The organism is Nevskia ramosa DSM 11499 (assembly GCF_000420645.1).
GTDB classification, from domain to species: domain Bacteria; phylum Pseudomonadota; class Gammaproteobacteria; order Nevskiales; family Nevskiaceae; genus Nevskia; species Nevskia ramosa.
In genome coordinates, this window is sequence record NZ_ATVI01000006.1 from 275,845 (window position 1) to 296,042 (window position 20,198).

Genomic DNA, 20,198 nt, shown 5'->3' on the forward strand with positions numbered 1-20,198 from the left:
TCAGAGCCGCCGCAGCAGCGACTCGACCATCAGCGGTACGCCCTGGATGATCTCGACCGCCTGCAGGCGTTCACGCATCGTCTGCAGCGCCGCTGCATCGCCCAGCAGACGCAGCGTCTTGTCGGCGATGTCATCAGGCTGCGCCTGCGCAGCCACCGTCCAGCCACGGCTGGCGAAGTCGTCCACCCGCAGGCTCTGATCGCTGCCGCCGAGCGGCATCGACACCGTCGGCACCCGAACGCTGATCGCCTGGTTGATCAGATGACCGCCACCGGTGACGACGATCGTCGCCCCGCGCATCAGCGCAATCAGCTGGCCTTGCGGTTGCGGCGGCAGCACGGTGACTTGCTGATCGCCAGAAGCGGCTTGGCCGATCGCCAGCGCCGGCAGGCCGCTGGCCCTGGCGACGCGATCCGCCGCTTCGATGAACAGCTCGGCGGTGGTTCGCCCATCGATCCGGTAAGTGCCGCCACCCGGAATGAACAATAGATAGGGCCCAGACGGCGCGAGTGCCGCAACGGCGTCTTCGAGCTGGCAGACATCGAACAGCACGCGCCGGGTGCTGCTGATCCTCGCCAGCAGGCGTTGCCAGGCGCTGAACGCCGGCCGGCCGAGCAGATAGCGCTGATGCCAGTGCTCGTCGAGCGACCACAGCCAGTCGGCGCGAAAGGTCTTGCCGAGGGTCCCGGGCTCGTCGCTGATGCAGACGCTGCGGATCTTCAGCCGCCGGCACAGCCGCAGCATGCTGCCGCGACAGGTCTTGTCGAACACAACGATCGCCGGCTTCAGCCGCGCCAGCTCGCGAGCGTGGAATTGCTGGCGCTGCTCGTCAGGCAGATCGCTTTCGGTATGCGGGAACGGCAGCAGCGGGCGCAGGCGACAAGCCTTGGGCATCAGGAATTCGATGCGCACCGATGCATCGGCCGCGTGCAGTGCCATCGCCAAGGTCAGCAGCCGGAAGAACTCGCCGGTGCCGCCGCCCTGGTGCTGCGGCACGAACAGCACGAAACGCGAAGTGCTCACGCCGTTTCCGTGACCGTTGCCGTCGCCGGCAGCAGACTCAGCGTGGCCTCGACCAGGGTTTCGGTGGCGATGCCGTAGAGGCCATCGTCACGGGATTCCGGAGCCACGAAGGCGAGATGCCGCTCCGGATCATCGGGAAACCAGTTGGCCAGATGGTGATTGGGCCGGAACCAGGACACCGACGGCGTGCCGGCAACGCGCGCCACGTGCAGGCCGCCGGAATCCGGGCCGACGTGCAGCACCGCGCCCTGCATCACCGACAGGAAAGCCGGCACATCGAGCGTGCCATCGAAGACCCGCCAAGGCTTGAACGCGATGCCGGCGACGAGTGTCGCCAGCCGTTCCCGGCCGCGCACCGTGGCATTGCCGGAGACGACGATGCGATGCTGCGGCAGGCGCGCGTGCAGCTGATTCCAGAGCGCGATCATCTGCGCCATCGGCAGATCGCGGCGATCGTCGGAAGCGCTGGCGCTGAGGTGCAGATAGCCGTCCTTGTCGACACCCGCGGCGCGGCGCAGGCCGGTGTCGATGGCGACTGGAAACTCCGGCACTTCGCCGTCCAGGCCCAGTTGCCGGAATGCATTCCAGCGACTGCGGTACATCGGAATCTCGTGATACGGCGCATCGACCACCGCGTTCAGCAGCCAGGGCTGCCAGCGCCAGCGCTTGTTCGCGTCGGCCTTGCGGGCCACGCGCAAGGCCGCGCCACTCAAGCCCGCAAAGGCGCAGGCGTGATTGCTGCCGGTGATCGCGATCACCGCATCGGCCTTGAGGCCGCGCAGCCAGCCGAGAAAGGCCAGATCGCCGCGCAGGCCGCGCTTCACGTACAGATGCGTGTGCGCAATCCACGGCGTCAGCGGCCCGTAGAAACCAGCGGTGCCGACTACGTGCAACTCGGCTTGCGGCGCGCTCTGCCGGATCAGCCACAAGCTCGGCAGGCTGTGGATGTGATCGCCGAGACCGCCGAAATCGAGCACCACGACACGGCGCGCCGCACTCAATATTTCCCTCGGCGCAAGGCTCATCCCGCACTCCGGCATTGCTTCAATGCCGCGATATGCGCAGCCAGACCCAGCCCACGGCGAGCGACGAAACCGGGTGCGACGCGATGCGGCGCAGCGCAGGCCAGACGCAGCGCCGCAAGAATTGCCGACGGGCTGATCTCGTCGAGCTTCAGACCATCGTCAGCATCCATCAGCTCGGCGACACCGGCTTCGCGACCGACGATCGCCGGCGTGCCGCAGGCCAGCGATTCGGCGATCACCAGGCCGAACGGCTCGTAGCGCGACGGCAGTATCGTCCAGTCGGCCGCGGCGTACAGCGCCGGCATGTCGTCGACATAGCCGAGCGGCGTGACTCTGGGCGGCAACTCCTTGCGCGCTGCACGGCCGGCGACCAGCAGGCGCGCGCGCGGCTCGCCGAGCTGCGCAAACGCATCGAGCAGCGGACCCAGGCCCTTGCGGGCGTGATCCATAGACGGAAACACGAAAGCGATGTCGTCCGCCTTCAGCCCGAGCGCCTGCCGAGCGACGGCACGCGCGCGGTCATCGCGCGGTGCGAAGCGCTGTTCGTCGACCGGCGGGTAGATCACCCGCAAGCGATCGATGGTGTCCGGATAGAACTCGCGGATCTGCGCCGCCAAGGTTGCGGAATGAGCGACGACGGTTTCCGCGCTGTCGAGCATCGCTCGCTCCAGTCGCGTTTCGCGGCGGTCGTGGGCGGAATCCGGCCGCTGCATTGCCGCGCAGAAACCGGGGTGCGTGCCGCCGTTGATCGCGATGTGATGACCCCGCGTGCGCGCCAGGGAAATCACCAGCGGATAGCGCTCGGTCAGTTCCAGCCGGGCGATGCGCGAAGCGAACACGCGGTTGCGGAACGCGCGCGGCAGCGGCAAGGGCAGCAGGCGATAGGCATTGGCGCCGAGGGCGCGCGCCCAGTCACCATCGACTTCGCGCGCCCAGACATCGACGGTGTCGCCGGCCGCGCGGAAGCCGCGCACCAGATCGGCGAGATAGGACTCCATGCCGCCGCCGCGGCGCAGGCTGTAGTGGACGAGGGCGACCTTCATGCCGGCAGCCGCAGCAGGTTCGCGATGCCGTCGAGCATCACCGGAATGCCGTTGGCGACCTTCATCTCGGCGAGCGTTTTTCGTAGCGTCTGTTCGCGTGCCGGATCACCGAGCAGCGCTTGTGCGGCAGCTACCAGGGAGTCGGTATCCGGCGCTGATTCCAGCACCCAGCCGGCATCGCGGTAAGCGGCGATCCGCCCTGGCTGATCAGTGCCGCCGAGAGCCGCGGCGACGCTGATCGCGCCGCAGGCCAGCGCCTGATCGAGGCTGTGACCGCCATTGGTGACCACCAGCCGCGCCTTGCGCATCAGGCCCATGAACGTGGCCTGCGGCACTTCGACGAGGCAATGCACCTGCGATTCGCCAGCTTTCGCCGTCGCCAGTGCAGCGTACAGCGGGCCGAGAATCATCAGGCAGGGCAGGCCGGACTGCGCCTGCAGTTGCTCGGCGGCTTCGAGGAAGATTTCCGCAACCGGCCGATCGCCGATCCGGTAGCCGCCACCGCCCGGCGAGAACAGCACGTAGTCCTGATCAAGCAGTGGTTGCACCGCAGCCGGGAGCGCTGCGAAATCAGGCGCAGCGTCGGAGAAGCAGGTATCGAACACGCGCCGCCGGGTGCGGCCGAGACGATCGAGCAGGCGCTGCAAGGGCGTGAATGGCGCGGCGGTGAGGTCTTCGCGCTGATGCCAGTGTTCGTCGAGCAGCCACAGCCAGTCGAGCCGGAACGCCTTGCGCCGGCCGCCGACCAGGCTGGTGACATAGGCGGTACGGATGCCGAGCCGGCGGCAGTGGCGCAGGGTCGGGCTGCGGCAGGCGGAGTCGAAGATCACCAGATCGGGCCGCAGGCGCTCGATGTGTTCGAGATCGAATGCGCCCTTGGTGGCTGCCTCGCCGTCATGGCAGAGGCTGGGGAACGGCGCATCGGTTCGGGTGCCCGGCCCGCCGGGCAGCAGGAATTCGATGCGCATCTGCGGCCAGCGCGCTTTCGTTGCCTGCGCCAGCAGCACGGCGCGCACGAACTCGCCGTAACCGCCTCGGCCATACGCGGGAACGAACAGGATGAAGGGCTGCGCGGACACGTCGGCGTTGACCGGAACGAAGGGGATTCGGGAACCGGGCTAGATTATCGCAGTACCGCCTGCCCTCCCGATTACCTTTGAATCCGCCCCAACGCATCCTCGTCATCTGCCTGCGCCGGCTCGGCGATGTGCTGCTGGCAACGCCGCTGATCCGCAGCCTGAAGCAGGCTTATCCGAATGCCGAGATCGACGCGCTGGTGTTCGCGCCGACTGCCGGCGTGCTCGCCGGCAATGCCGATCTGCACGCGGTGATCGCGATGCCGAAGAAGGGCCAGCTGACGCTGGTCCGGCAGCTGTGGCGGCGCTACGACCTGGCGGTGGCGGTGACCAATAGCGACCGTGCCCATTACGCCGCCTGGATCGCCAGCGACAAGCGCGCCGCCGTCGGTTCGCTGAACACGCGCTGGAAGCACTGGCTGCTGAAGACCATCGTCATCCACGATCCGGCGCGCCTGCACACCGTGGTGCAGAGTTTGCTGCTGGCCGATGCGCTCGGCATTCCCCGGGTGCCGGAGGTGGTGCCGCCCAGACCAGCCGATGACTCGGCACTGGATGCCGTGCTCGGATCGAACTGGCGCAATCGGCCTTACGTGGTGCTGCATCCGCAGCCGATGTACCGCTACAAGGCCTGGACCGACGACGGCTGGCGAGCGCTGATCCGCTGGCTGACCGCGCAGGGTTTGCGCGTCGTCATCAGCGGCGGGCCGGCCGAGCACGAACGGGCGGCGGTCAGCGCGCTGCTGGCCAAGCTCGACCTGCCGCTTGATCTGCCGAGTGACAGCGTCATCGATGTCTCCGGCCGCCTGCCGTTCGCCGCACTGACGCCGATGATCGAAGCCGCGCGCCTGTTCGTCGGCCCTGATACTTCGGTGACTCATCTCGCCGCCGCCTGCAATACGCCGACCCTGGCGCTGTTCGGGCCGTCGAGCCCGGTCACCTGGGGGCCGTGGCCGCCAGGCTGGGATGGCGAGGCCGATAGCCCGTGGCGGCTGGCGGTGCCGTTCCAGCGGATCGGCAACACTGGCATCCTGCAGGGCGATCACGGCCGCCAGATCGGCTGCATTCCCTGCCTGCAGGAAGGCTGCGAGCGACATCTGGCCAGCCCGTCGGATTGCCTCGATCGGATGACCGCAGCGCGAGTGATCGCTGCCGCCGCTCAGTTGCTGGGGTCGCGCGCGCCGGCGTAGCCGAGATGGCGCCAGGCTTCATAGACCGCCACGGCCACCGCGTTCGACAGGTTCAGGCTGCGCATGCCCGGCTGCTGCGGCAGATAGACGCGCCGCTCCGACGGCACCGATTCGATCAGGCTGTCCGGCAGGCCGCGTGACTCGGCGCCGAACAGCAGCACGTCGCCGGCTTGCCATGGCACCTGGTCGTAACGGGTGCTGCCCTTGGTGGTGAACACGAACCAGCGCGCACTGCCCGTAGCGGCACGCAGGGCGGCGATATCGTCATGCACCTGCATCGCGGCGTGCTCGTGATAATCGAGCCCGGCGCGGCGCAGCTTGGCGTGATCCAGGGTGAAGCCGAGTGGCCGCACCAGATGCAGCGCCGCGCCGCTGTTCGCGCACAAGCGGATGACGTTGCCGGTGTTCGGCGGAATTTCCGGCTCGATCAGCGCGACCTGGATCATCGCAGCGCCCCGGGCAGTCGCAGCCGATTGACACCACCTCCACCCCCGCCTAGGCTGCCTTTCTGCAATTTTTCAATCATTTCGAGAATGTCATGGCGATCGCTTCCCGCAGTCTGAGTGTGCTGGCTGGCGCCGTATTGTCGCTGGCGGCGGCCTCGGCGAGTGCCCAGAGTTCAAATGGGGGCAGTGGCACCAATGGCAGCGGCTATGAAGTCGACAACACCGGTGCGCCCTCGGGCATGGCAATGGCCGCCGATCTGCTGATCGCCCGACCGCTGGGCCTGGCCGCGACCTTGCTCGGCACGGCAGTGTTCGTCGTGTCGTTGCCGTTCCAGGCCCTGGCCGGCAACTTCGCCGATCCGGCCCAGTCGCTGGTCGTCGAACCGGCGACTTTCACGTTCACCCGCCCGCTGGGCCAAGGCGTGAACTGAGTCGGCGAAGCCGACTCATCCCGGCGAAAGCCGGAGTTTCAAATACCCGCCCCCTGATCTCGAGAGAGATCAGGGGGTTTTTCATTACCGCTCCAAACACGCCTCAGCGCAGCTTCTTGCCATCGGCATCGAGCACGCTGACCTCGCCGAGGTTGAGCTTGCGCACGCTGGCTTCGATCTTGGCAAGATCGCCGACCACGAACCAGGTCAGCGCTTCCGGCCTCACCAGTTGCTTCGCGGCCGCCGCCACCGCTTCCGGCGTCTGCTCGCTGATCAGGGCTGGCAGGCGGTTGTAGTAGTCGTCCGGCTGGCCGAGTTCGATGCTGCTGGCAAACGCGCCAGCCACCTGGCCTGCGGTCTCGAAGCTGCCAGGCAGCGCCAGCAGATCGGCACGCTTGGCAGCGTCCACTTCGGCGGCGGTCGGCGGATGCTTGCCGACCATTTCGCGCAGTTCCTTCTGCATCTCGACGATCGAATCCGCGGTGCGATTGCGCTCGACCGCCGCCTGAGCCAGGAACACCTGCGGGCCGCGTGTGCGGGTGACGCTGGAACTGGCGCCATAGCTCCAGTGCTTGTCCTCGCGCAGGTTCAGGTTCAGGCGCGAGATGAACTGGCCGCCGAGCACGGTGTTAGCAGTCGACATCGCTTCCTGACCGGAGGCCTGGCCGTCCGGCGCGATGTTCGCGGCGGCGACGATGCTCTGCGTGGCGCCCGGCTTGTCGAGCAGGAACACGCGCGGCTTGGCAGCGAGCGCGACCGCGGGGATTTGCTTGACCGGGGGCTTGATCGGCGGCTTCGCCTGCGGAGCCCGCCAGTCGCCGAAGCGGGCTTCGATCAGCGGCTGGATTTCCGCCAGCGAGGTATCGCCGACGATCAGCAAGGTGGCGTTGTCCGGCCGCACCCAGCGCTGATGGAAAGCGACCAGATCCTCGCGCGTGATGCCGGCGACCACGGCTTCCTCGCCACTGCCGGTGTAGGCGTAGGGATGCGTTTCGCCATAGATCTGCTTCGACAGCACCCGGCGCAGCAGACCGCCCGGCGAAGCCTTTTCCTGAACGATGGCCGATAGCAGATTCTGCTTGCCGCGCGCCAGATCGGCCGCCGGGAAGCTCGGCGCGCGGATGATCGAGGCGTACAGATCAAGCGCCGGGCCCAGGCTCGGCTTGATCGACGACAGGCTGACGATCGAAACCTCGCGGCTGGTCGAAGCACCGATCGAGATGCCGAGATCGGCCTGCTTGCGGGCGATCGCCAGCGCATCGAGCGAGCCGGTGCCTTCGTCGATCTGACCGAAAGTGAGCGCTGCCAGGCCGGACTTGCCGCCGTCGCCGGCGCCGAGATCGGCGGCGCGCCCGGCGTCGACGATCAGTGCCATCTCGACCAGCGGCACGCCGCGACGCTCGATCACCGCGAGCTTCAGGCCGTTGCTCAAGGTGGTGCGCACCAGCGGCGGCAGGGACAGCGCCGCCGAAGCCGCCGGCACCGGCAGCTTCGAGCGATCGACGGTCTCAGGCTTGGCCGCCTGATCGATGTTCTGCGGCAGCACTTCGAGCACTAGGCGGCCATCGCCGAGCCAGCGGCGCGCGGCATCGCGAATGTCGTTGGCGGTGGCCTCGCGTTCCCAGGCCAGCTCTTTCTTGTAGTGCGCCGGATCGTTGTGCATCAGCTCGTTGGCCGCCAGCAGCTGGCCCTTGGCGCCGACGCCATCGAAGGCCGGCAGCAGATCGGCATAGCGCTGAGTCTTGATCCGCTGCAGCTCGGCCTCGGTCGGGCCCTGGTCGATCAGGCGCTTGAGTTCCTCGCGGATTGCCGCTTCGATCGGTGCCAGGCTGGCACCGGGACGGGCGCTGGCAACGATCGAGAACTGGCCGGCGATTTCATCGCTGCTGACCGAGGCGCTGATCGCGGACGCGGTCTGGTCGCGGTAGACCAGCCGCTCGAACAGGCGGCCGGTCTTGCCACTGGCGAGCAGGTCCGAGAACAGGTCGAGCAGCACGGTGTCGCGCTCACCGTCACCGGGCAGATTCCACATCAGATACAGACGCGGCAGCGGCACGCGATCGTTGACCTCGATACGCTTCTCGCCACTCAGCGGCGCGACCCAGGCCTTGGCATGCAGCACCGGTTCGCCGGCCGGGATGGCGCCGAAGAACTGCTCGGCCTTGGCCTTCGCGGTGGCCACATCGATGTCGCCGGCGATCACCAGGGTCGCGTTGTTGGGGCCGTAGTAGCGCTTGAACCAGGCCTTGACGTCATCGAGCGTGGCCGCGTTGAGATCGGTTTCAGAGCCGATGGTCGTCCACGAATACGGGTGGCCGGGCGGGTAGCTCTGCTGCGACAGGATTTCGCGCAAGGAGCCATAAGGCTGGTTCTCGCCCTGGCGCTTCTCGTTGAGCACCACGCCGCGCTGCTCGTCGAGCTTGGCCTGGTCGATGGCGCCGAGCAGATGACCCATGCGATCGGATTCCAGGAACAGTGCCAGATCGAGTGCGGCCGTCGGCACGGTTTCGAAATAGTTGGTGCGATCGCGGTTGGTGCTGCCGTTGATGCCGGTCGCGCCGGCCGGCTCCAGCGCGCGGAAGAACTCGTCGTTGTAGTGCTCGGAGCCATTGAACATCAGGTGCTCGAACAGATGCGCGAAACCGTGGCGGCCCTCGGGTTCGTCCTTGGAACCGATGTGGTACCAGACGTTGACCGATACCAGCGGCGCCTTGTGATCCTCGTGAACGATCACCGTCAGGCCATTGGCCAGCTGGAACTTCTCGAACGGCACATCGATCGTCGGCAGACTGGCAGTGACCGATCTTGCATCGGCCTTGCCGGGCGCTGGCTTGGCCGGCGTCGCAGCTGTAGCGGTGCCGAGACCGAGGCAGAACGCCGCAGCCAGTGTGACAATGATGCGCATGGAGAACCCCGGATGATTGTTGTTCGAGAAAGGGCCTGCGAAGGCCGCAATCCAGGCAGCCGTCTGCGTGTCTGACCCATTGTCCATCGACTGCGTTCCCTTGGCGGCGGATGCCATCGCGCAGCGCCTGCCGGGCGCGCTCTGGTGCGCCTCACCGAACAGCGACGAGCGCCCCGATCCAGCTGATCTGGCACTGATCGTGATCCACAACATCTCGCTGCCACCGGACAGCTACGACGCGCATCCGGACGCACCCGAGGGAAGCCCCCCCAAAAGTTATATCGACGATCTTTTCCTGAACCGGCTAGACCCGGCCGCGCACCCGTACTTCGCATCCATCGCCGGGCTGCAGGTGTCCGCCCATCTGTGCATTTTCCGCGACGGCCGCATCCATCAATACGCGGCCTTCGACCGTCGCGCCTGGCACGCCGGCGCGAGCACCTGGCAGGGCCGTTCGCGCTGCAATGATTTTTCGATCGGTATCGAGCTGGAAGGCAGCGATACGCGGCCATTCACCGATGCGCAGTACACGGCGCTGATCGACACCATCCGCTGGCTGCAGACGCGCTATCCGCAACTGCCACGCGAAGCGATCACCGGCCACAGCGATATCGCCCCGGGGCGCAAGACCGATCCCGGTCCGCACTTCGACTGGCCACGGCTGCGCACCGCACTGGGGATCGCAACGCCATGACCTTGCTCGCGCTGCTGCTGGCCCTGGGTCTGGAACGTCTGCTGTCGACGCACCGCGATGGCGGCAGCGTCTCGGCGCTGCTCGAGCAATTGTGGCCGCAGCTGCCGGGCTTCCTGCGCCAGCAGTCGTTCGCGCCCTGGCTGCTGGCGCTCGGCCTGGCCGCGCTGACCGGCTGGCTGTATGCCCAGGTTCACACCCTGCTCGCCGAACTGCTGTTTTCGACCACCGCACTGCTGGTCTGCCTCGGCCCCCGCGATCTTGCCGAGGACGTGCAGCGGCTTCGTGCCGCCCGCGCTGCTGGCGACGCCGCGACAGTTGCTCGCCTGACCCGCCTGCTGCATCACGGCCCGACGCCAGATGCCGATCACCGCTCGCTGCTCGGCGCGCTGTTCATCCAGTCGCACGAGCGGCGCTTCGGCACCTGCCTGTGGTTCATCGTCGCCGGGCCAGCGGGCGCGGTGCTGTATCGCGTTGCCAGCCGGATCGGCACGGTCATGGAATCACCCGGCGCGCAACGTCAGGCGGCGCTGCTGCACGGCCTGCTCGCCTGGGTTCCGGCACGCCTGACGGCGCTGCTGTTTGGCCTCGCCGGCAGCATGGACGATGCGCTGGAAGCGTTGAAACGGGTGCACGCCGAGCCACCGTCACCCGATCAGGCCGGCTGGCAGCGGCGCACCTGGAATCTGCTCGCCGAAGCCGCCAATGCCTCGCTGGACTGGGAAGACGCGCCGGGCAGCGGGCCGATGATCGCCTCCTCGCTCGATGCCACCCTTGCCGAGGTGTTGCGCATGGAAACCCGCGCGACCTTGATCCTGCTGGCGCTGGCGGCTGTGTTTTCGGCTGGCGTCTGGGTCGCCTGATGCGCAGCCATCTCAAGTTCTTCCTGCTGCTGGCCGTGGCGCTGACCATGCCGGCCGCAAGCGCCGAAGCGCCAGCACAACGCGTCGCCACCCTGGCGCCCCATCTGGCCGAACTGGTTTGCGCGGCGGGTGGCTGTGCGCGGCTGGTCGCGGTGTCCGAGTACAGCAACTATCCGGCTTCGGTGACCCAGCTGCCGCAGCTCGGCGGCGCCTGGAGCATCAATCTCGAAGCGGTGCTCGCGCAGCGGCCGGATCTGGTCATCGCCTGGGCCGACGGCACGCCGCCGGATCAGGTCGCGCGCCTGCAGAAGCTGGGCCTGCGCGTGGTCTGGCTGCGGGCCAACACGCTGGACAGCATCGGTGCGGCGCTGGAAACGGTCGGCGGCTGGCTCGGCACACAGCAAGCAGCGGCCGCCGCGGCGAACGACTATCGCCAACGTCTGGCCGGCCTGCGCGCGCAGCATCGCGACGAGCCCGCGATCCGCGCCGTGTATCAGATCGAAACCTCGCCGGCCTACACGATCAGCGCGGCCAGCCCGATCTCGGAAGTGATGAGCCTGTGTGGCGGCGTCAACGTGTTCGCCGCGTTGCCGACGATCTCGGCCGCCATCGGTCAGGAAGCGATGCTCGCCGCCGCGCCGGAGGTAGTGCTCTACGGCCGCGAGGAAAGTGCCGCGGCGATCCGCGCCTACTGGGCGCGGCTGGGCAGCGCGCCGGTGGCCAGGGCCGGCAATCTCTACGCGATCGATCCTGATCTGCTGGGCCGCGCCAGCCCGCGCATGCTCGACGGCGTGATCGCCGTCTGCGCCGCCTTCGATCAGGCGCGCAGCCGGCTCGCGGAAATCAGGCAGCGATCGAAGGCGTCGGGCGCGGCGGCGCACTGAACAGCAGGGTGGCGATCGCGCCGCCATCGCTGCGGTTGTCGAGCTTCAGCTGCCAGCCGTGGCGCCGTGCCATCGCCCGCGCCACATAGAGGCCGATGCCGGTACCGCCGTCACGGCCGCGGAAGTGCGGCTCGAAGACCAGCGGCAACTCGTGATCGGGAATACCGGGGCCGTTGTCGATCACCCGCAGCGCCTGCTGGTCCAGCTCGATGATCACTTCGCCATCTGGCCCGGCCGCACGCACGGCGTTGCGCAGCAGGTTCGAGAAGATCACGTGAATGCTGCCGGCAGCGGCGGTCAGCAGGGTCGGCTGCATGCGCCAGACCAGCTTGGTCGAGCCGGCGTCCATTTCCGCCCATTCGGGCAGCAGCCGTTCCAGATCGAGATTCCAGGCGCGCGGCGATTCGCGCAGCCGGGACAGGGCCAGCAGCGCGTCGAGATCTTCCTGGGCCTGGGCGACCGCGCGCTGGATGCGCGCCAGCGCGCGCGACGGATCGGCCGGCCGCGCTTCCAGCAGTTCGGCCGCGCCACGGATCACCGCCAGCGGCGTGCGCAGTTCATGGCTGGCGGCCGCCGCGAACGCCTGCTCGCGCTCGATCAGCGCATCGAGTTCGGCCATGTAGCCGTTCAGTGCATCGGCGATCACGTCGAGTTCCGGATCGTCCTCGGGCTTGAGGCGGGCGCTGCCGTTTTCCGGATCGAGACCTCGAATCTGCGCCACCAGCTTGGCCAGCGGTGACAGCGCTTCATCGGCCACCCGGCGCGCGCCCCAGATCGCCAGCAGGCTGACCAGCGCCAGACCGAAGCCGAACGAGCCGACCAGGCGCTGATCGCGCGCTTCCAGCGGCGAGATGTCGTGCATCAGGTAGACGCGATCGTCCGGTGCCAGATCGCGAATCAGGATCTGGAACGAATTGCCGCTGATCTTCACATCGCGATGCCAGCCGGTATTGAGCTTGCGCAGCGGCGGCGGCACGCTGCCGCCCCAGGCCGGGCGGTAGTAAAGCAGCGCCGGTTCGAGATCGTCGCTGTTGTCGACGATGTCGCGGGTGCTGGATTGCGCGCCGATCCGGATCAGGTAGTCGAGCTCGCGTTCCATCAGCGTTTCAACGCTGCCGCGTTCGATCCAGCGCTCGGTGACCCAGACGAAGGTGCTGAGGATGATCGCCGCCGCTACCGTCAGCGCGATCAGCGCACCAGTCAGGCGCCGCCGCAGATGGCCGGAGGAAACCTCGGCCCTGGTCGCCATCGCGGACTCCGGAACGTCAGGCAGGATCAGTCGTCGCCGAGGTCGGCCAGACGGTAGCCACTACCGTGGATGGTGTGCAGCAGCTTCTTCGGCCAGGGCTTGTCGATGGCGACCCGCAGCGCGTAGATGTGGGCGCGCAGCACATCGCCTTCGGGCGGTGCATCGCCCCACAGGCGGCGTTCCAGTTCCTCGCGGGTGACCACGCGATGGGTGTCGCGCATCAGCAGTTCCAGCAGCTTGCGCAGTGCCGGCGTCAGGCTGATGGTTTCGCCGCCGCGGCGGGCGATCAGGGTATCGAGGTCGAATTCGAGATCGCCGAGGGTCAGCACGCGGTCGAGGCCGGCCGCCGTCGCTCGGCGATGCAGCGCTTCGAGCCGGGCCAGCAGTTCGACCATCGCGAACGGCTTGACCAGATAGTCGTCGGCACCGGCACGCAGGCCTTCGACGCGATCGTTGACGGTATCCATCGCAGTCAGCATCAGCAGCGGGACATGGCGGCTGCTCGAGGCACGCAGACGGCGGCAGACGCTGGCGCCATCGAGGCCGGGCAGCAGGCGATCGAGAACGATGGCGTCGAAACGCTGGGCCTGGGCCAGACGCAGGCCGCTGGGGCCGTCGGCGGCAAAATCGACACTGTGGCCGTGGTTGCCGAGGAAATCGCCTAGGTTGGCGGCCAGGTCCGGGTGGTCTTCAACAAGCAGCACGTGCATGGTCGATCTCAGGTTGGGTTAACCCCAATTTATCAAGCCCATGCGAATGAAATGTCATTGTCGACCGCCGGTGACGAATTCGGACGCTCGAATGACCCTCAGATTTCGGTCGATTCCGCCGGTTCCGGCACCGGTGCCACCCAGCGGGCCACCAGGATGCCCAGCTCGTATAGCAGGTAAGCCGGCACCGCGAGCATGATCTGCGACAGCACGTCCGGCGGCGTCAGTACCGCCGCCGCGATGAACACGCCGACCAGCACGTAATCGCGCCTGGCGGCGAGCTGGGCCGGGGTCACGAAGCCGGTCAGCACCATCAACACGATCGCCACCGGCATCTCGAACACGAAGCCGAAGGCGAGGAACAGCTTGAGCACGAAGTCCAGGTACTTCGAGACGTCGGTCATCACCGCGACACCTTCCGGTGCCGAGGTGACGAAGAACTTGAACACCGTCGGCAGCACCAGGTAGTACGCGAACGCCACGCCGGCATAGAACAGCAAGGTGCTGCTGGCCAGCATCGGCATGATCAGCCGGCGTTCGTTGCGGTACAGGCCGGGCGCCACGAACAGCCAGATCTGGTACAGGATCCACGGCAGCGCCAGCGCGAAGGCGACGACGGCGGCGAGCTTGAACGGCGTCAGGAATGGCGCGGCGACTTCGGTGGCGATCATGCTGCTGCCGGCGGGCAGCAGCTTCATCATCGGCGTGGCCAGGAAGTGATAGAGCTTGCCAGCGAAGAACAGCAGCGGCAGCAGCACGATGATGAAGCCGAACATGGCGCGGACCACACAGGTCCGCAGCTCCATCAGATGAGCGAGCAGTGGTTGTTCGGGTGCTGATTCCGGCTCAGACATGCTTGTCTGGCGTCTTCGATTCGCTGAACGACGGAACATCGGCAGCCCGCGGCGCCGGCGCCGGGGTGTGCGTCACCGGCGTTTCGCTGTGCGTCGGCGTGGCATCGGCCGCCGGCAGCGAATCGCTCATCGCATTGCGGCCCTGCTCGGCAGCGCCGTGAAACTCGCGCTTCATCGCCGTCGATTCCTCGTCGAAGATGCGCCGGGCATCCATCATCTGCTGCTTGAGATCGGAGGCATGCGATTCGCGATCCAGCTCGGCGCTCAAGTTGCGCATGTAAGCCTTGGCCTGACCCGTCCAGCGGCCAATGCCACGCGCAACCCGCGGCAGCTTTTCCGGGCCGAGCACGACCAGGGCCACGAGGAAGCACAGCAGCAGCTCGGAAAAGCTGATGTCGAGCATGGCGCGCGGGTTATCGGCGGCGGGTCAGGGGGTGATCGAGACGATCAGACCTTTTCGTCGTGCTTGTCACCGGTGTGCTGCGGCGGGGGTGGCGGCGGAACGATCTCCGCGCGCAGCGCTTCGGCGTTCTTCTGACCTTCGGCCTCGCCTTCCTTGACCGCGGACTTGAAATTCTTCACCGCAGCGCCGAGATCGCCGCCGGCACCGCGCAGCTTCTTGGTGCCGAACACGAGGATGACGATGCCCAGCACGATCAACCAGTGCCAAATGCTGAAACTGCCCATGGTGTGCTCCTGATTCGGGTGCGGCCGAAAGGCCGGTTATGACGGGCTGCGCGACGCCTTTTCATCGTGTCCGGACCGACCGGTCCGGCGCGCCAGCTCATCGGTCAAGGCCGAGAGCGGTACATCATACGCGGCCAACAAGACCATGACGTGAAACCACAAATCGGCCACTTCATGAACCATCTTTACGCGTTCAAGTGCCCCGCCGGATGCACAATCTTTTGCGGCGATGATCGTTTCCGCCGCTTCTTCGCCGATCTTCTTGAGGATCGCGTCGGTGCCCTTGGCATACAGGCTGGCGACATAGCTTTGCGCCGGATCGCCGCCCTTGCGCGATTGCAGGGTTGCGTACAGCGCCTCGAGCACGTTGGCTGACGGCACCGCGGTCAGGCCCGGATTGCCACTGATATCGCCGCTCATATCGTGAACGCGAGCGGCGCCGGGCTGCGCACGGTGACGCCGTGGCGGGTCAGGTACTGCTTGGCTTCGCCGACCGTGTGCTGGCCGGAGTGGAAGATGCTGGCCGCGAGCACCGCATCGGCGCCGCCGAGGCTCAGGCCCTGCTCCAGATGTTCCAGTGAGCCGACGCCGCCGCTGGCAATGACCGGCACCGGCACGGCATCGGTGATCGCGCGCAGCAGTTCGTTGTCGTAACCGGACTTGGTGCCGTCGCGGTCCATGCTGGTGACCAGCAGTTCGCCAGCGCCCTTGGCCACCATCAGCGCAGACCATTCGATGGCGTCGAGCCCGGTCGCCTTGCGGCCGCCGTGGGTGAATATTTCCCAGCGCGGCGGCTGGCCTTTCTTCGACACCCGCTTGGCGTCGATGGCGACGACGATGCACTGGACGCCGTAGCGATCGCTGGCTTCGGTGACGAAATCCGGCCGCAGCACCGCCGAGGTGTTGATCGACACCTTGTCGGCACCCGCAGAGAGCAGCGCGCGAACGTCCGCGCAAGTGCGCACGCCACCGCCGACGGTCAGCGGAATGAAGATCGCCGACGCCACGGCTTCGACGGTCTTGAACAGGGTCGGACGATCGTCGCTCGATGCGGTGATGTCGAGGAACACCAGTTCGTCGGCGCCTTGCGCGTCGTAGCGGCGAGCGACTTCGACGGGGTCACCGGCGTCGCGCAGGTCCTCGAACTTCACGCCTTTGACCACGCGGCCGGCGTTGATGTCGAGACAGGGGATGACGCGCTTGGCAAGCATTCTGGGAGACCGCCGGGGATGAACTACTGGACTGCCTTCAGGCAATCCTTGAACTGCAGGCCGCCCTCGTACAGTGCGCGGCCGATGACGGCACCGATGACGCCGTCTTCCTCGATCGACTTCAGCAGATGCAGATCTTCGATCGTCGACACGCCGCCGGAGGCGATGATGTCGGTCTTCACCGCCCGGGCGAGATCGCGGGTGGCCTCGACGTTGAAGCCGGCCATCATGCCGTCGCGGCCGATGTCGGTATAGACGATCGCTTCGACACCGTCATGCTCACACTGCTTGGCCATGTCGATGACGCCATGCGCCGACAGCTTCGACCAGCCGTCGACGGCGACGCGGCCGTCCTTGGCATCGATGCCGACGATGATGTGGCGCGGGTATTCCAGGCACAGATCGCGCAGGAAATGCGGCGCGTTGACCGCCTTGGTGCCGATGATGATGTAGCTGACGCCGGCATTCAGATAGGCCTGCACGGTGTCCTCGTCGCGAACGCCGCCGCCGGCTTGCACCGGTACGTTGCCGCAGACCTTGGCGATCCGCTCGATCACCTTGAGGTTCACCGGCGTGCCTTTCAGCGCGCCGTCCAGATCGACGACGTGGATGCGGCTCGCACCTTCGTCGACCCAGCGCTGGGCAACCTCGGCCGGATCGTTGGAAAACACCGTGACGTCGTCCATCCGGCCCTGGCGCAGGCGGACGCACTGGCCATTCTTCAGGTCAATCGCAGGAATCAGCAGCATGGGGAGCAGTCGGCGGGTTGCCCGGAGGCGAGGTCTTGAAGGTTCGGACGCGACGCCTCGAAGGGCAACGTCAGGCTTTGATGATTGATCGAAACTGTGCCGCAAAGCCTGGAGCTAGGCAAGGCGACCCCAATCAGGCGGTGGGGCTCAGCGGCTTTCACCGTTCCAGTGCGCGAAGTTGCCGAGCAGCCGCAAACCGACTGACTGGCTCTTCTCCGGGTGAAACTGGAAGCCGACGATATTGTCGCGGGCCACTGCCGAAGCGAACACCTTGGTGTACTCGCTGCTGCCAAGCACATGCTCGGCATGCACCGGTGCGGCGTGATAGCTGTGCACGAAATAGAACCAGCTGTCTTCCGGCACGCCGGCCCAGACGGCATGCGGCCGGGTCTGGCGAACGCGGTTCCAGCCCATGTGCGGCACCTTGAGCCGTTCGACGGCATCGCGCGGCGGATCGGTAAAACGGATCACGTCGCCCGGAATCAGGCCCAGCGCCGGCACACCGCCATTCTCCTCGCTGCGATCGAGCAGCACCTGCATGCCCAGACAGATGCCGAGCAGCGGCCGCTTGCGCGAGGCTTCGACGACCAGCTGGTTCAGTTCCAGACGGCGCAGCTCGTTCATCGCCGCCTTGACGCCACCGACGCCGGGCAGCACCAGGCGATCGCAGGCGATCAACTCCTCCGGGTCATAGCTGATGACGATCCGCTGATTACCGGCCACCCGCTCCAGCGCCTTGCCGAGCGAATGCAGATTGCCCATGCCGTAATCGATGACGCCGATCTTTTCCATCAGGACGGAGAACGCAACAGACGAACGGGAGGGGAACAGCAGGGAGCGGACATCGTGGAATTCGGCAGGCTCGGGGCTTTAAAGCACGCCCTTGGTCGACGGCATCGCGCCATTGGCGCGGGGATCGAACTCCACGGCCATGCGCAGCGCGCGGCCGAACGCCTTGAAGATGGTTTCGGCGACGTGATGCGCGTTGCGAGCGCGCAGGCAGTCGACGTGCAGGCTCACCTTGGCGTGGTTGACGAAGCCCTGGAAGAACTCCCGGAACAGGTCGACATCGAACTCGCCGATGCGCGCGCGCGGGAACTCGACGAACCATTCCAGGCCCGGACGGCCGGAGCAGTCGAGCACGACTCGCGACAGCGCTTCATCGAGCGGCACATAGGCATGGCCGTAGCGAACGATGCCGCGCTTGTCGCCGATCGCCTTGTCGAAGGCCTGGCCGAGACAGATGCCGATGTCTTCGACGGTGTGGTGATGGTCGATGTGGACATCGCCCTTGGCTTCGATGACGAGATCGACCAGCCCGTGGCGCGCGACTTGTTCGAGCATGTGCTCGAGAAAGTGGATGCCGGTATCGAACTGGATCTTGCCGGAACCGTCGAGATTGATCTCGACGCCGATCTGGGTCTCGCGGGTATCGCGGCGAACACTGGCAACGCGGGCAGACATCGTCAAAACCATCACGGGAAAAGGCGCGAAAGGATACACCCCGGCGGCAAATGCGTGCCAACGGCGACGCTGGCCGCCCTGATGCTGACTTTGACATCAAGCCGTGTTGTCATCCGCCACCACTTTCCCATCGCTCGAAGGAGCCGCACCGATGACGTCGAAACTCGCCCTGCCCTGTCTCGTGGCCGCCCTGAGTCTGGCCGCCGGCTGCACCCAGGAAACCCAGAACCAGATCAGCCGCAGCATCCAGAACTGGACCGGCACCAACGGCGTGCTCGAGGTCTATGCCGGCGACAAGGTCGTGCGCCGCTTCATCGGCATCGACAAGCTGACCACCGCCAGCGGCACGGGCACCGGCGAAGTCCGCGCCTATCGCTACGGCTACGGCGTGCTCGACGAGAACCTGAACTTCCAGAAGGACCCGGACGAGAAGAAGGTGTACTTCGAGATCAGCGATTACTCGACCAACTACCTGTTCTTCGAGAACCCGCATTGATGCAGGGATTGCATGCGCTGATCGTCGGCGGCAGCCGCGGCATCGGCCTGGCGCTGGTCGAAGCGCTGCTGGCCGATCCGCAATGGGCTTGTGTGACCGCGGCTTCGCGTTCGGCCATCGAAACCGCTGAACTGACCGCGCTGAAAACTGAACACGGCGAACGCCTGCAAACCCTCGCGCTCGATGTCGGCAGCGAGGCGAGCGTCGAGCAGGCCGCGACCGCGCTGCGCGCCCGTCATCCCGCGCTGCACCTGCTGATCAACACCGCCGGCCTGCTGCATGGCGAAGGCCTGTCACCGGAGCGTCGGCTGGCCGACGTGCAGTCGGAACAACTGCTGCGCAGCTACGCGATCAACGCCGTCGGGCCGATCCTGGTCGCCAGGCATTTCCAGCCGCTGCTGAGCCACGATGCGCGCGCGGTGCTGGCGACGCTGTCAGCCAGAGTCGGCTCGATCGGCGACAACCGCCTCGGCGGCTGGTACGCCTACCGCGCCGCGAAAGCCGCGCAGAACCAGCTGATGCACACCGCCGCGATCGAACTAGCCCGCCGCTCGCCGAAGCTGATCTGCGTGTCGCTGCATCCGGGTACGGTCGAAACCGGGCTGTCAGCACCGTTTCGCGGCAATGTCTCGGCCGACAAGCTATTCCCCCCGGCGTTCGCTGCCGAGCGCCTGCTCGCCGTGATCGCCGGCTTGAGCCGGGAATCAAGCGGCCGCTTCTACGCCTGGGACGGCCGCGAAGTCCCTTGGTAGGGCCTTGGTAGACAGCCTTAAGCGATCAGCCCACCAATGATCGCGCCGATCAGGCGCGCGCCGGCATCGAGAAACGCCAGGAACAGGCCGCCGAGGCCCGCCAGCACACCGATCGCGACCATGCCGGTCAGCATCGTGCCGAGCGTTGCGAACAGGACGCCGACCAGCAGCGAGGACACCAGCCAGGCGATCAGCGCATTGCCGATGCCGCCGGACACCTTGCCGCCCACCAGCCCGCCGATGAAGCCACCGATACCCGGCAACCAGAACAGCAGCACCGGGATGACGATCATCCAGACGCCGCCCCATAAGACGCTGCCTCGGTCGCCGTTCAAACCACTGTTCGTTGCGCTCATCGTCAGTCTCCAAATCCGAATGATCAGCTTCTACAGTGCCGGCTTCGGCAGGGAAATCAAGCCTCGCTGAAGACTTCGGTCATCGCGGCTTCA

Annotated in this window: 24 protein-coding genes; 7 read left to right on the plus strand and 17 right to left on the minus strand. The window is 66.7% G+C overall.

Annotated elements, in window-relative coordinates:
- Genes G513_RS0108155 through G513_RS0108170 form a run of 4 tightly spaced genes read right to left on the minus strand, consistent with a single transcriptional unit; the run spans position 1 to position 4,170 of the window.
- Entirely contained in the window at positions 1 to 1,023 is a 1,023-nt protein-coding gene (locus G513_RS0108155; RefSeq protein WP_022976338.1) for a hypothetical protein, read from the minus strand.
- Positions 1,020 to 2,048: a glycosyltransferase family 9 protein gene (locus tag G513_RS0108160; protein WP_169560567.1), complete on the minus strand. Its 1,029-nt coding sequence runs from the start codon at positions 2,046 to 2,048 to the stop codon at positions 1,020 to 1,022. The genes G513_RS0108155 and G513_RS0108160 overlap by 4 nt, the downstream gene beginning before the upstream one ends.
- Entirely contained in the window at positions 2,045 to 3,091 is a 1,047-nt protein-coding gene (locus tag G513_RS22045) for a glycosyltransferase family 4 protein (RefSeq protein WP_022976340.1), read from the minus strand. The genes G513_RS0108160 and G513_RS22045 overlap by 4 nt, the downstream gene beginning before the upstream one ends.
- On the minus strand, positions 3,088 to 4,170 hold the full coding sequence (locus G513_RS0108170) for a glycosyltransferase (RefSeq protein WP_022976341.1): 1,083 nt from the start codon (positions 4,168 to 4,170) through the stop codon (positions 3,088 to 3,090). Before G513_RS0108170 ends, G513_RS22045 begins: the two co-directional genes overlap by 4 nt.
- A 77-nt stretch (positions 4,171 to 4,247) precedes the next feature.
- Here G513_RS0108170 and G513_RS22050 point away from each other — a divergent pair, with 77 nt between their 5' ends.
- On the plus strand, positions 4,248 to 5,357 hold the full coding sequence (locus G513_RS22050) for a glycosyltransferase family 9 protein (RefSeq protein WP_022976342.1): 1,110 nt from the start codon (positions 4,248 to 4,250) through the stop codon (positions 5,355 to 5,357).
- Here G513_RS22050 and G513_RS0108180 read toward each other — a convergent pair.
- Positions 5,327 to 5,803, minus strand: a complete 477-nt coding sequence (locus G513_RS0108180; RefSeq protein WP_022976343.1) for a tRNA (cytidine(34)-2'-O)-methyltransferase — start codon at positions 5,801 to 5,803, stop codon at positions 5,327 to 5,329. The genes G513_RS22050 and G513_RS0108180 overlap by 31 nt on opposite strands.
- A 92-nt stretch (positions 5,804 to 5,895) precedes the next feature.
- Here G513_RS0108180 and G513_RS0108185 point away from each other — a divergent pair, with 92 nt between their 5' ends.
- Positions 5,896 to 6,234, plus strand: coding sequence for a hypothetical protein (locus tag G513_RS0108185; RefSeq protein ID WP_022976344.1), 339 nt, complete (start codon positions 5,896 to 5,898; stop codon positions 6,232 to 6,234).
- A gap of 103 nt (positions 6,235 to 6,337) precedes the next feature.
- On the opposite strand, the gene G513_RS0108190 is transcribed toward G513_RS0108185, so the two are convergent.
- Entirely contained in the window at positions 6,338 to 9,139 is a 2,802-nt protein-coding gene (locus tag G513_RS0108190) for a M16 family metallopeptidase (RefSeq protein WP_028475295.1), read from the minus strand.
- A 100-nt stretch (positions 9,140 to 9,239) separates the two neighbouring features.
- Between G513_RS0108190 and ampD the strand changes: the two genes are divergently transcribed.
- Genes ampD through G513_RS22055 form a run of 3 tightly spaced genes read left to right on the plus strand, consistent with a single transcriptional unit; the run spans position 9,240 to position 11,577 of the window.
- Entirely contained in the window at positions 9,240 to 9,833 is a 594-nt protein-coding gene (gene ampD / locus G513_RS0108195; RefSeq protein ID WP_022976346.1) for a 1,6-anhydro-N-acetylmuramyl-L-alanine amidase AmpD, read from the plus strand.
- The gene (gene ampE / locus G513_RS0108200; protein WP_022976347.1) at positions 9,830 to 10,693 is read left to right on the plus strand and encodes a regulatory signaling modulator protein AmpE; all 864 of its coding nucleotides are present in this window, start codon (positions 9,830 to 9,832) and stop codon (positions 10,691 to 10,693) included. Before ampD ends, ampE begins: the two co-directional genes overlap by 4 nt.
- Positions 10,693 to 11,577: a helical backbone metal receptor gene (locus G513_RS22055; protein ID WP_022976348.1), complete on the plus strand. Its 885-nt coding sequence runs from the start codon at positions 10,693 to 10,695 to the stop codon at positions 11,575 to 11,577. The genes ampE and G513_RS22055 overlap by 1 nt, the downstream gene beginning before the upstream one ends.
- Here G513_RS22055 and G513_RS0108210 read toward each other — a convergent pair.
- The 10 genes from G513_RS0108210 to hisB form a co-directional block, all read right to left on the minus strand.
- Positions 11,537 to 12,826, minus strand: coding sequence for a sensor histidine kinase (locus tag G513_RS0108210; protein WP_022976349.1), 1,290 nt, complete (start codon positions 12,824 to 12,826; stop codon positions 11,537 to 11,539). The genes G513_RS22055 and G513_RS0108210 overlap by 41 nt on opposite strands.
- Before the next feature lie 26 nt (positions 12,827 to 12,852).
- On the minus strand, positions 12,853 to 13,536 hold the full coding sequence (locus G513_RS0108215) for a response regulator transcription factor (protein ID WP_022976350.1): 684 nt from the start codon (positions 13,534 to 13,536) through the stop codon (positions 12,853 to 12,855).
- Positions 13,537 to 13,634: 98 nt separating this feature from the next.
- The gene (tatC, locus tag G513_RS0108220) at positions 13,635 to 14,390 is read right to left on the minus strand and encodes a twin-arginine translocase subunit TatC (protein ID WP_022976351.1); all 756 of its coding nucleotides are present in this window, start codon (positions 14,388 to 14,390) and stop codon (positions 13,635 to 13,637) included.
- Positions 14,383 to 14,793 carry a Sec-independent protein translocase protein TatB gene (gene tatB, locus G513_RS24795; protein WP_022976352.1) on the minus strand — a complete coding sequence of 137 codons (411 nt, stop codon included), beginning with the start codon at positions 14,791 to 14,793 and terminating at the stop codon, positions 14,383 to 14,385. The genes tatC and tatB overlap by 8 nt, the downstream gene beginning before the upstream one ends.
- Before the next feature lie 44 nt (positions 14,794 to 14,837).
- Positions 14,838 to 15,077: a Sec-independent protein translocase subunit TatA gene (gene tatA / locus G513_RS0108230; RefSeq protein WP_022976353.1), complete on the minus strand. Its 240-nt coding sequence runs from the start codon at positions 15,075 to 15,077 to the stop codon at positions 14,838 to 14,840.
- Positions 15,078 to 15,113: 36 nt separating this feature from the next.
- Entirely contained in the window at positions 15,114 to 15,497 is a 384-nt protein-coding gene (locus G513_RS0108235; RefSeq protein ID WP_022976354.1) for a phosphoribosyl-ATP diphosphatase, read from the minus strand.
- Positions 15,494 to 16,288, minus strand: coding sequence for an imidazole glycerol phosphate synthase subunit HisF (hisF, locus tag G513_RS0108240; RefSeq protein ID WP_022976355.1), 795 nt, complete (start codon positions 16,286 to 16,288; stop codon positions 15,494 to 15,496). The genes G513_RS0108235 and hisF overlap by 4 nt, the downstream gene beginning before the upstream one ends.
- Before the next feature lie 23 nt (positions 16,289 to 16,311).
- Entirely contained in the window at positions 16,312 to 17,037 is a 726-nt protein-coding gene (gene hisA / locus G513_RS0108245; RefSeq protein WP_022976356.1) for a 1-(5-phosphoribosyl)-5-[(5-phosphoribosylamino)methylideneamino]imidazole-4-carboxamide isomerase, read from the minus strand.
- A 147-nt stretch (positions 17,038 to 17,184) separates the two neighbouring features.
- A complete protein-coding gene (gene hisH, locus G513_RS0108250; RefSeq protein ID WP_022976357.1) occupies positions 17,185 to 17,829 on the minus strand; it encodes an imidazole glycerol phosphate synthase subunit HisH in 645 nt (214 codons plus the stop codon).
- 78 nt (positions 17,830 to 17,907) lie between these two features.
- Positions 17,908 to 18,501: an imidazoleglycerol-phosphate dehydratase HisB gene (gene hisB, locus G513_RS0108255; RefSeq protein WP_022976358.1), complete on the minus strand. Its 594-nt coding sequence runs from the start codon at positions 18,499 to 18,501 to the stop codon at positions 17,908 to 17,910.
- Between the two features lie 151 nt (positions 18,502 to 18,652).
- On the opposite strand from hisB, the gene G513_RS0108260 reads away from it, so the two are divergent.
- Positions 18,653 to 18,997, plus strand: coding sequence for a hypothetical protein (locus G513_RS0108260; RefSeq protein WP_022976359.1), 345 nt, complete (start codon positions 18,653 to 18,655; stop codon positions 18,995 to 18,997).
- On the plus strand, positions 18,997 to 19,749 hold the full coding sequence (locus G513_RS0108265) for an SDR family NAD(P)-dependent oxidoreductase (RefSeq protein WP_022976360.1): 753 nt from the start codon (positions 18,997 to 18,999) through the stop codon (positions 19,747 to 19,749). Before G513_RS0108260 ends, G513_RS0108265 begins: the two co-directional genes overlap by 1 nt.
- A gap of 17 nt (positions 19,750 to 19,766) precedes the next feature.
- On the opposite strand, the gene G513_RS0108270 is transcribed toward G513_RS0108265, so the two are convergent.
- Positions 19,767 to 20,105 carry a hypothetical protein gene (locus G513_RS0108270; RefSeq protein WP_028475300.1) on the minus strand — a complete coding sequence of 113 codons (339 nt, stop codon included), beginning with the start codon at positions 20,103 to 20,105 and terminating at the stop codon, positions 19,767 to 19,769.
- Positions 20,106 to 20,198 lie beyond the last annotated feature (93 nt).

Bases quoted from the DNA above. Each gene is read 5' to 3' on its own strand.
- G513_RS0108160 (WP_169560567.1), bottom strand. From the start codon at position 2,048: ATGAGCCTTGCGCCGAGGGAAATATTGAGTGCGGCGCGCCGTGTCGTG.
- G513_RS22045 (WP_022976340.1), bottom strand. From the start codon at position 3,091: ATGAAGGTCGCCCTCGTCCACTACAGCCTGCGCCGCGGCGGCGGCATG.
- G513_RS0108180 (WP_022976343.1), bottom strand. From the start codon at position 5,803: ATGATCCAGGTCGCGCTGATCGAGCCGGAAATTCCGCCGAACACCGGC.
- G513_RS0108185 (WP_022976344.1), top strand. From the start codon at position 5,896: ATGGCGATCGCTTCCCGCAGTCTGAGTGTGCTGGCTGGCGCCGTATTG.
- G513_RS0108190 (WP_028475295.1), bottom strand. From the start codon at position 9,139: ATGCGCATCATTGTCACACTGGCTGCGGCGTTCTGCCTCGGTCTCGGC.
- ampE (WP_022976347.1), top strand. From the start codon at position 9,830: ATGACCTTGCTCGCGCTGCTGCTGGCCCTGGGTCTGGAACGTCTGCTG.
- G513_RS22055 (WP_022976348.1), top strand. From the start codon at position 10,693: ATGCGCAGCCATCTCAAGTTCTTCCTGCTGCTGGCCGTGGCGCTGACC.
- G513_RS0108210 (WP_022976349.1), bottom strand. From the start codon at position 12,826: ATGGCGACCAGGGCCGAGGTTTCCTCCGGCCATCTGCGGCGGCGCCTG.
- G513_RS0108215 (WP_022976350.1), bottom strand. From the start codon at position 13,536: ATGCACGTGCTGCTTGTTGAAGACCACCCGGACCTGGCCGCCAACCTA.
- tatC (WP_022976351.1), bottom strand. From the start codon at position 14,390: ATGTCTGAGCCGGAATCAGCACCCGAACAACCACTGCTCGCTCATCTG.
- tatB (WP_022976352.1), bottom strand. From the start codon at position 14,793: ATGCTCGACATCAGCTTTTCCGAGCTGCTGCTGTGCTTCCTCGTGGCC.
- tatA (WP_022976353.1), bottom strand. From the start codon at position 15,077: ATGGGCAGTTTCAGCATTTGGCACTGGTTGATCGTGCTGGGCATCGTC.
- G513_RS0108235 (WP_022976354.1), bottom strand. From the start codon at position 15,497: ATGAGCGGCGATATCAGTGGCAATCCGGGCCTGACCGCGGTGCCGTCA.
- hisF (WP_022976355.1), bottom strand. From the start codon at position 16,288: ATGCTTGCCAAGCGCGTCATCCCCTGTCTCGACATCAACGCCGGCCGC.
- hisA (WP_022976356.1), bottom strand. From the start codon at position 17,037: ATGCTGCTGATTCCTGCGATTGACCTGAAGAATGGCCAGTGCGTCCGC.
- hisH (WP_022976357.1), bottom strand. From the start codon at position 17,829: ATGGAAAAGATCGGCGTCATCGATTACGGCATGGGCAATCTGCATTCG.
- hisB (WP_022976358.1), bottom strand. From the start codon at position 18,501: ATGTCTGCCCGCGTTGCCAGTGTTCGCCGCGATACCCGCGAGACCCAG.
- G513_RS0108260 (WP_022976359.1), top strand. From the start codon at position 18,653: ATGACGTCGAAACTCGCCCTGCCCTGTCTCGTGGCCGCCCTGAGTCTG.
- G513_RS0108265 (WP_022976360.1), top strand. From the start codon at position 18,997: ATGCAGGGATTGCATGCGCTGATCGTCGGCGGCAGCCGCGGCATCGGC.
- G513_RS0108270 (WP_028475300.1), bottom strand. From the start codon at position 20,105: ATGAGCGCAACGAACAGTGGTTTGAACGGCGACCGAGGCAGCGTCTTA.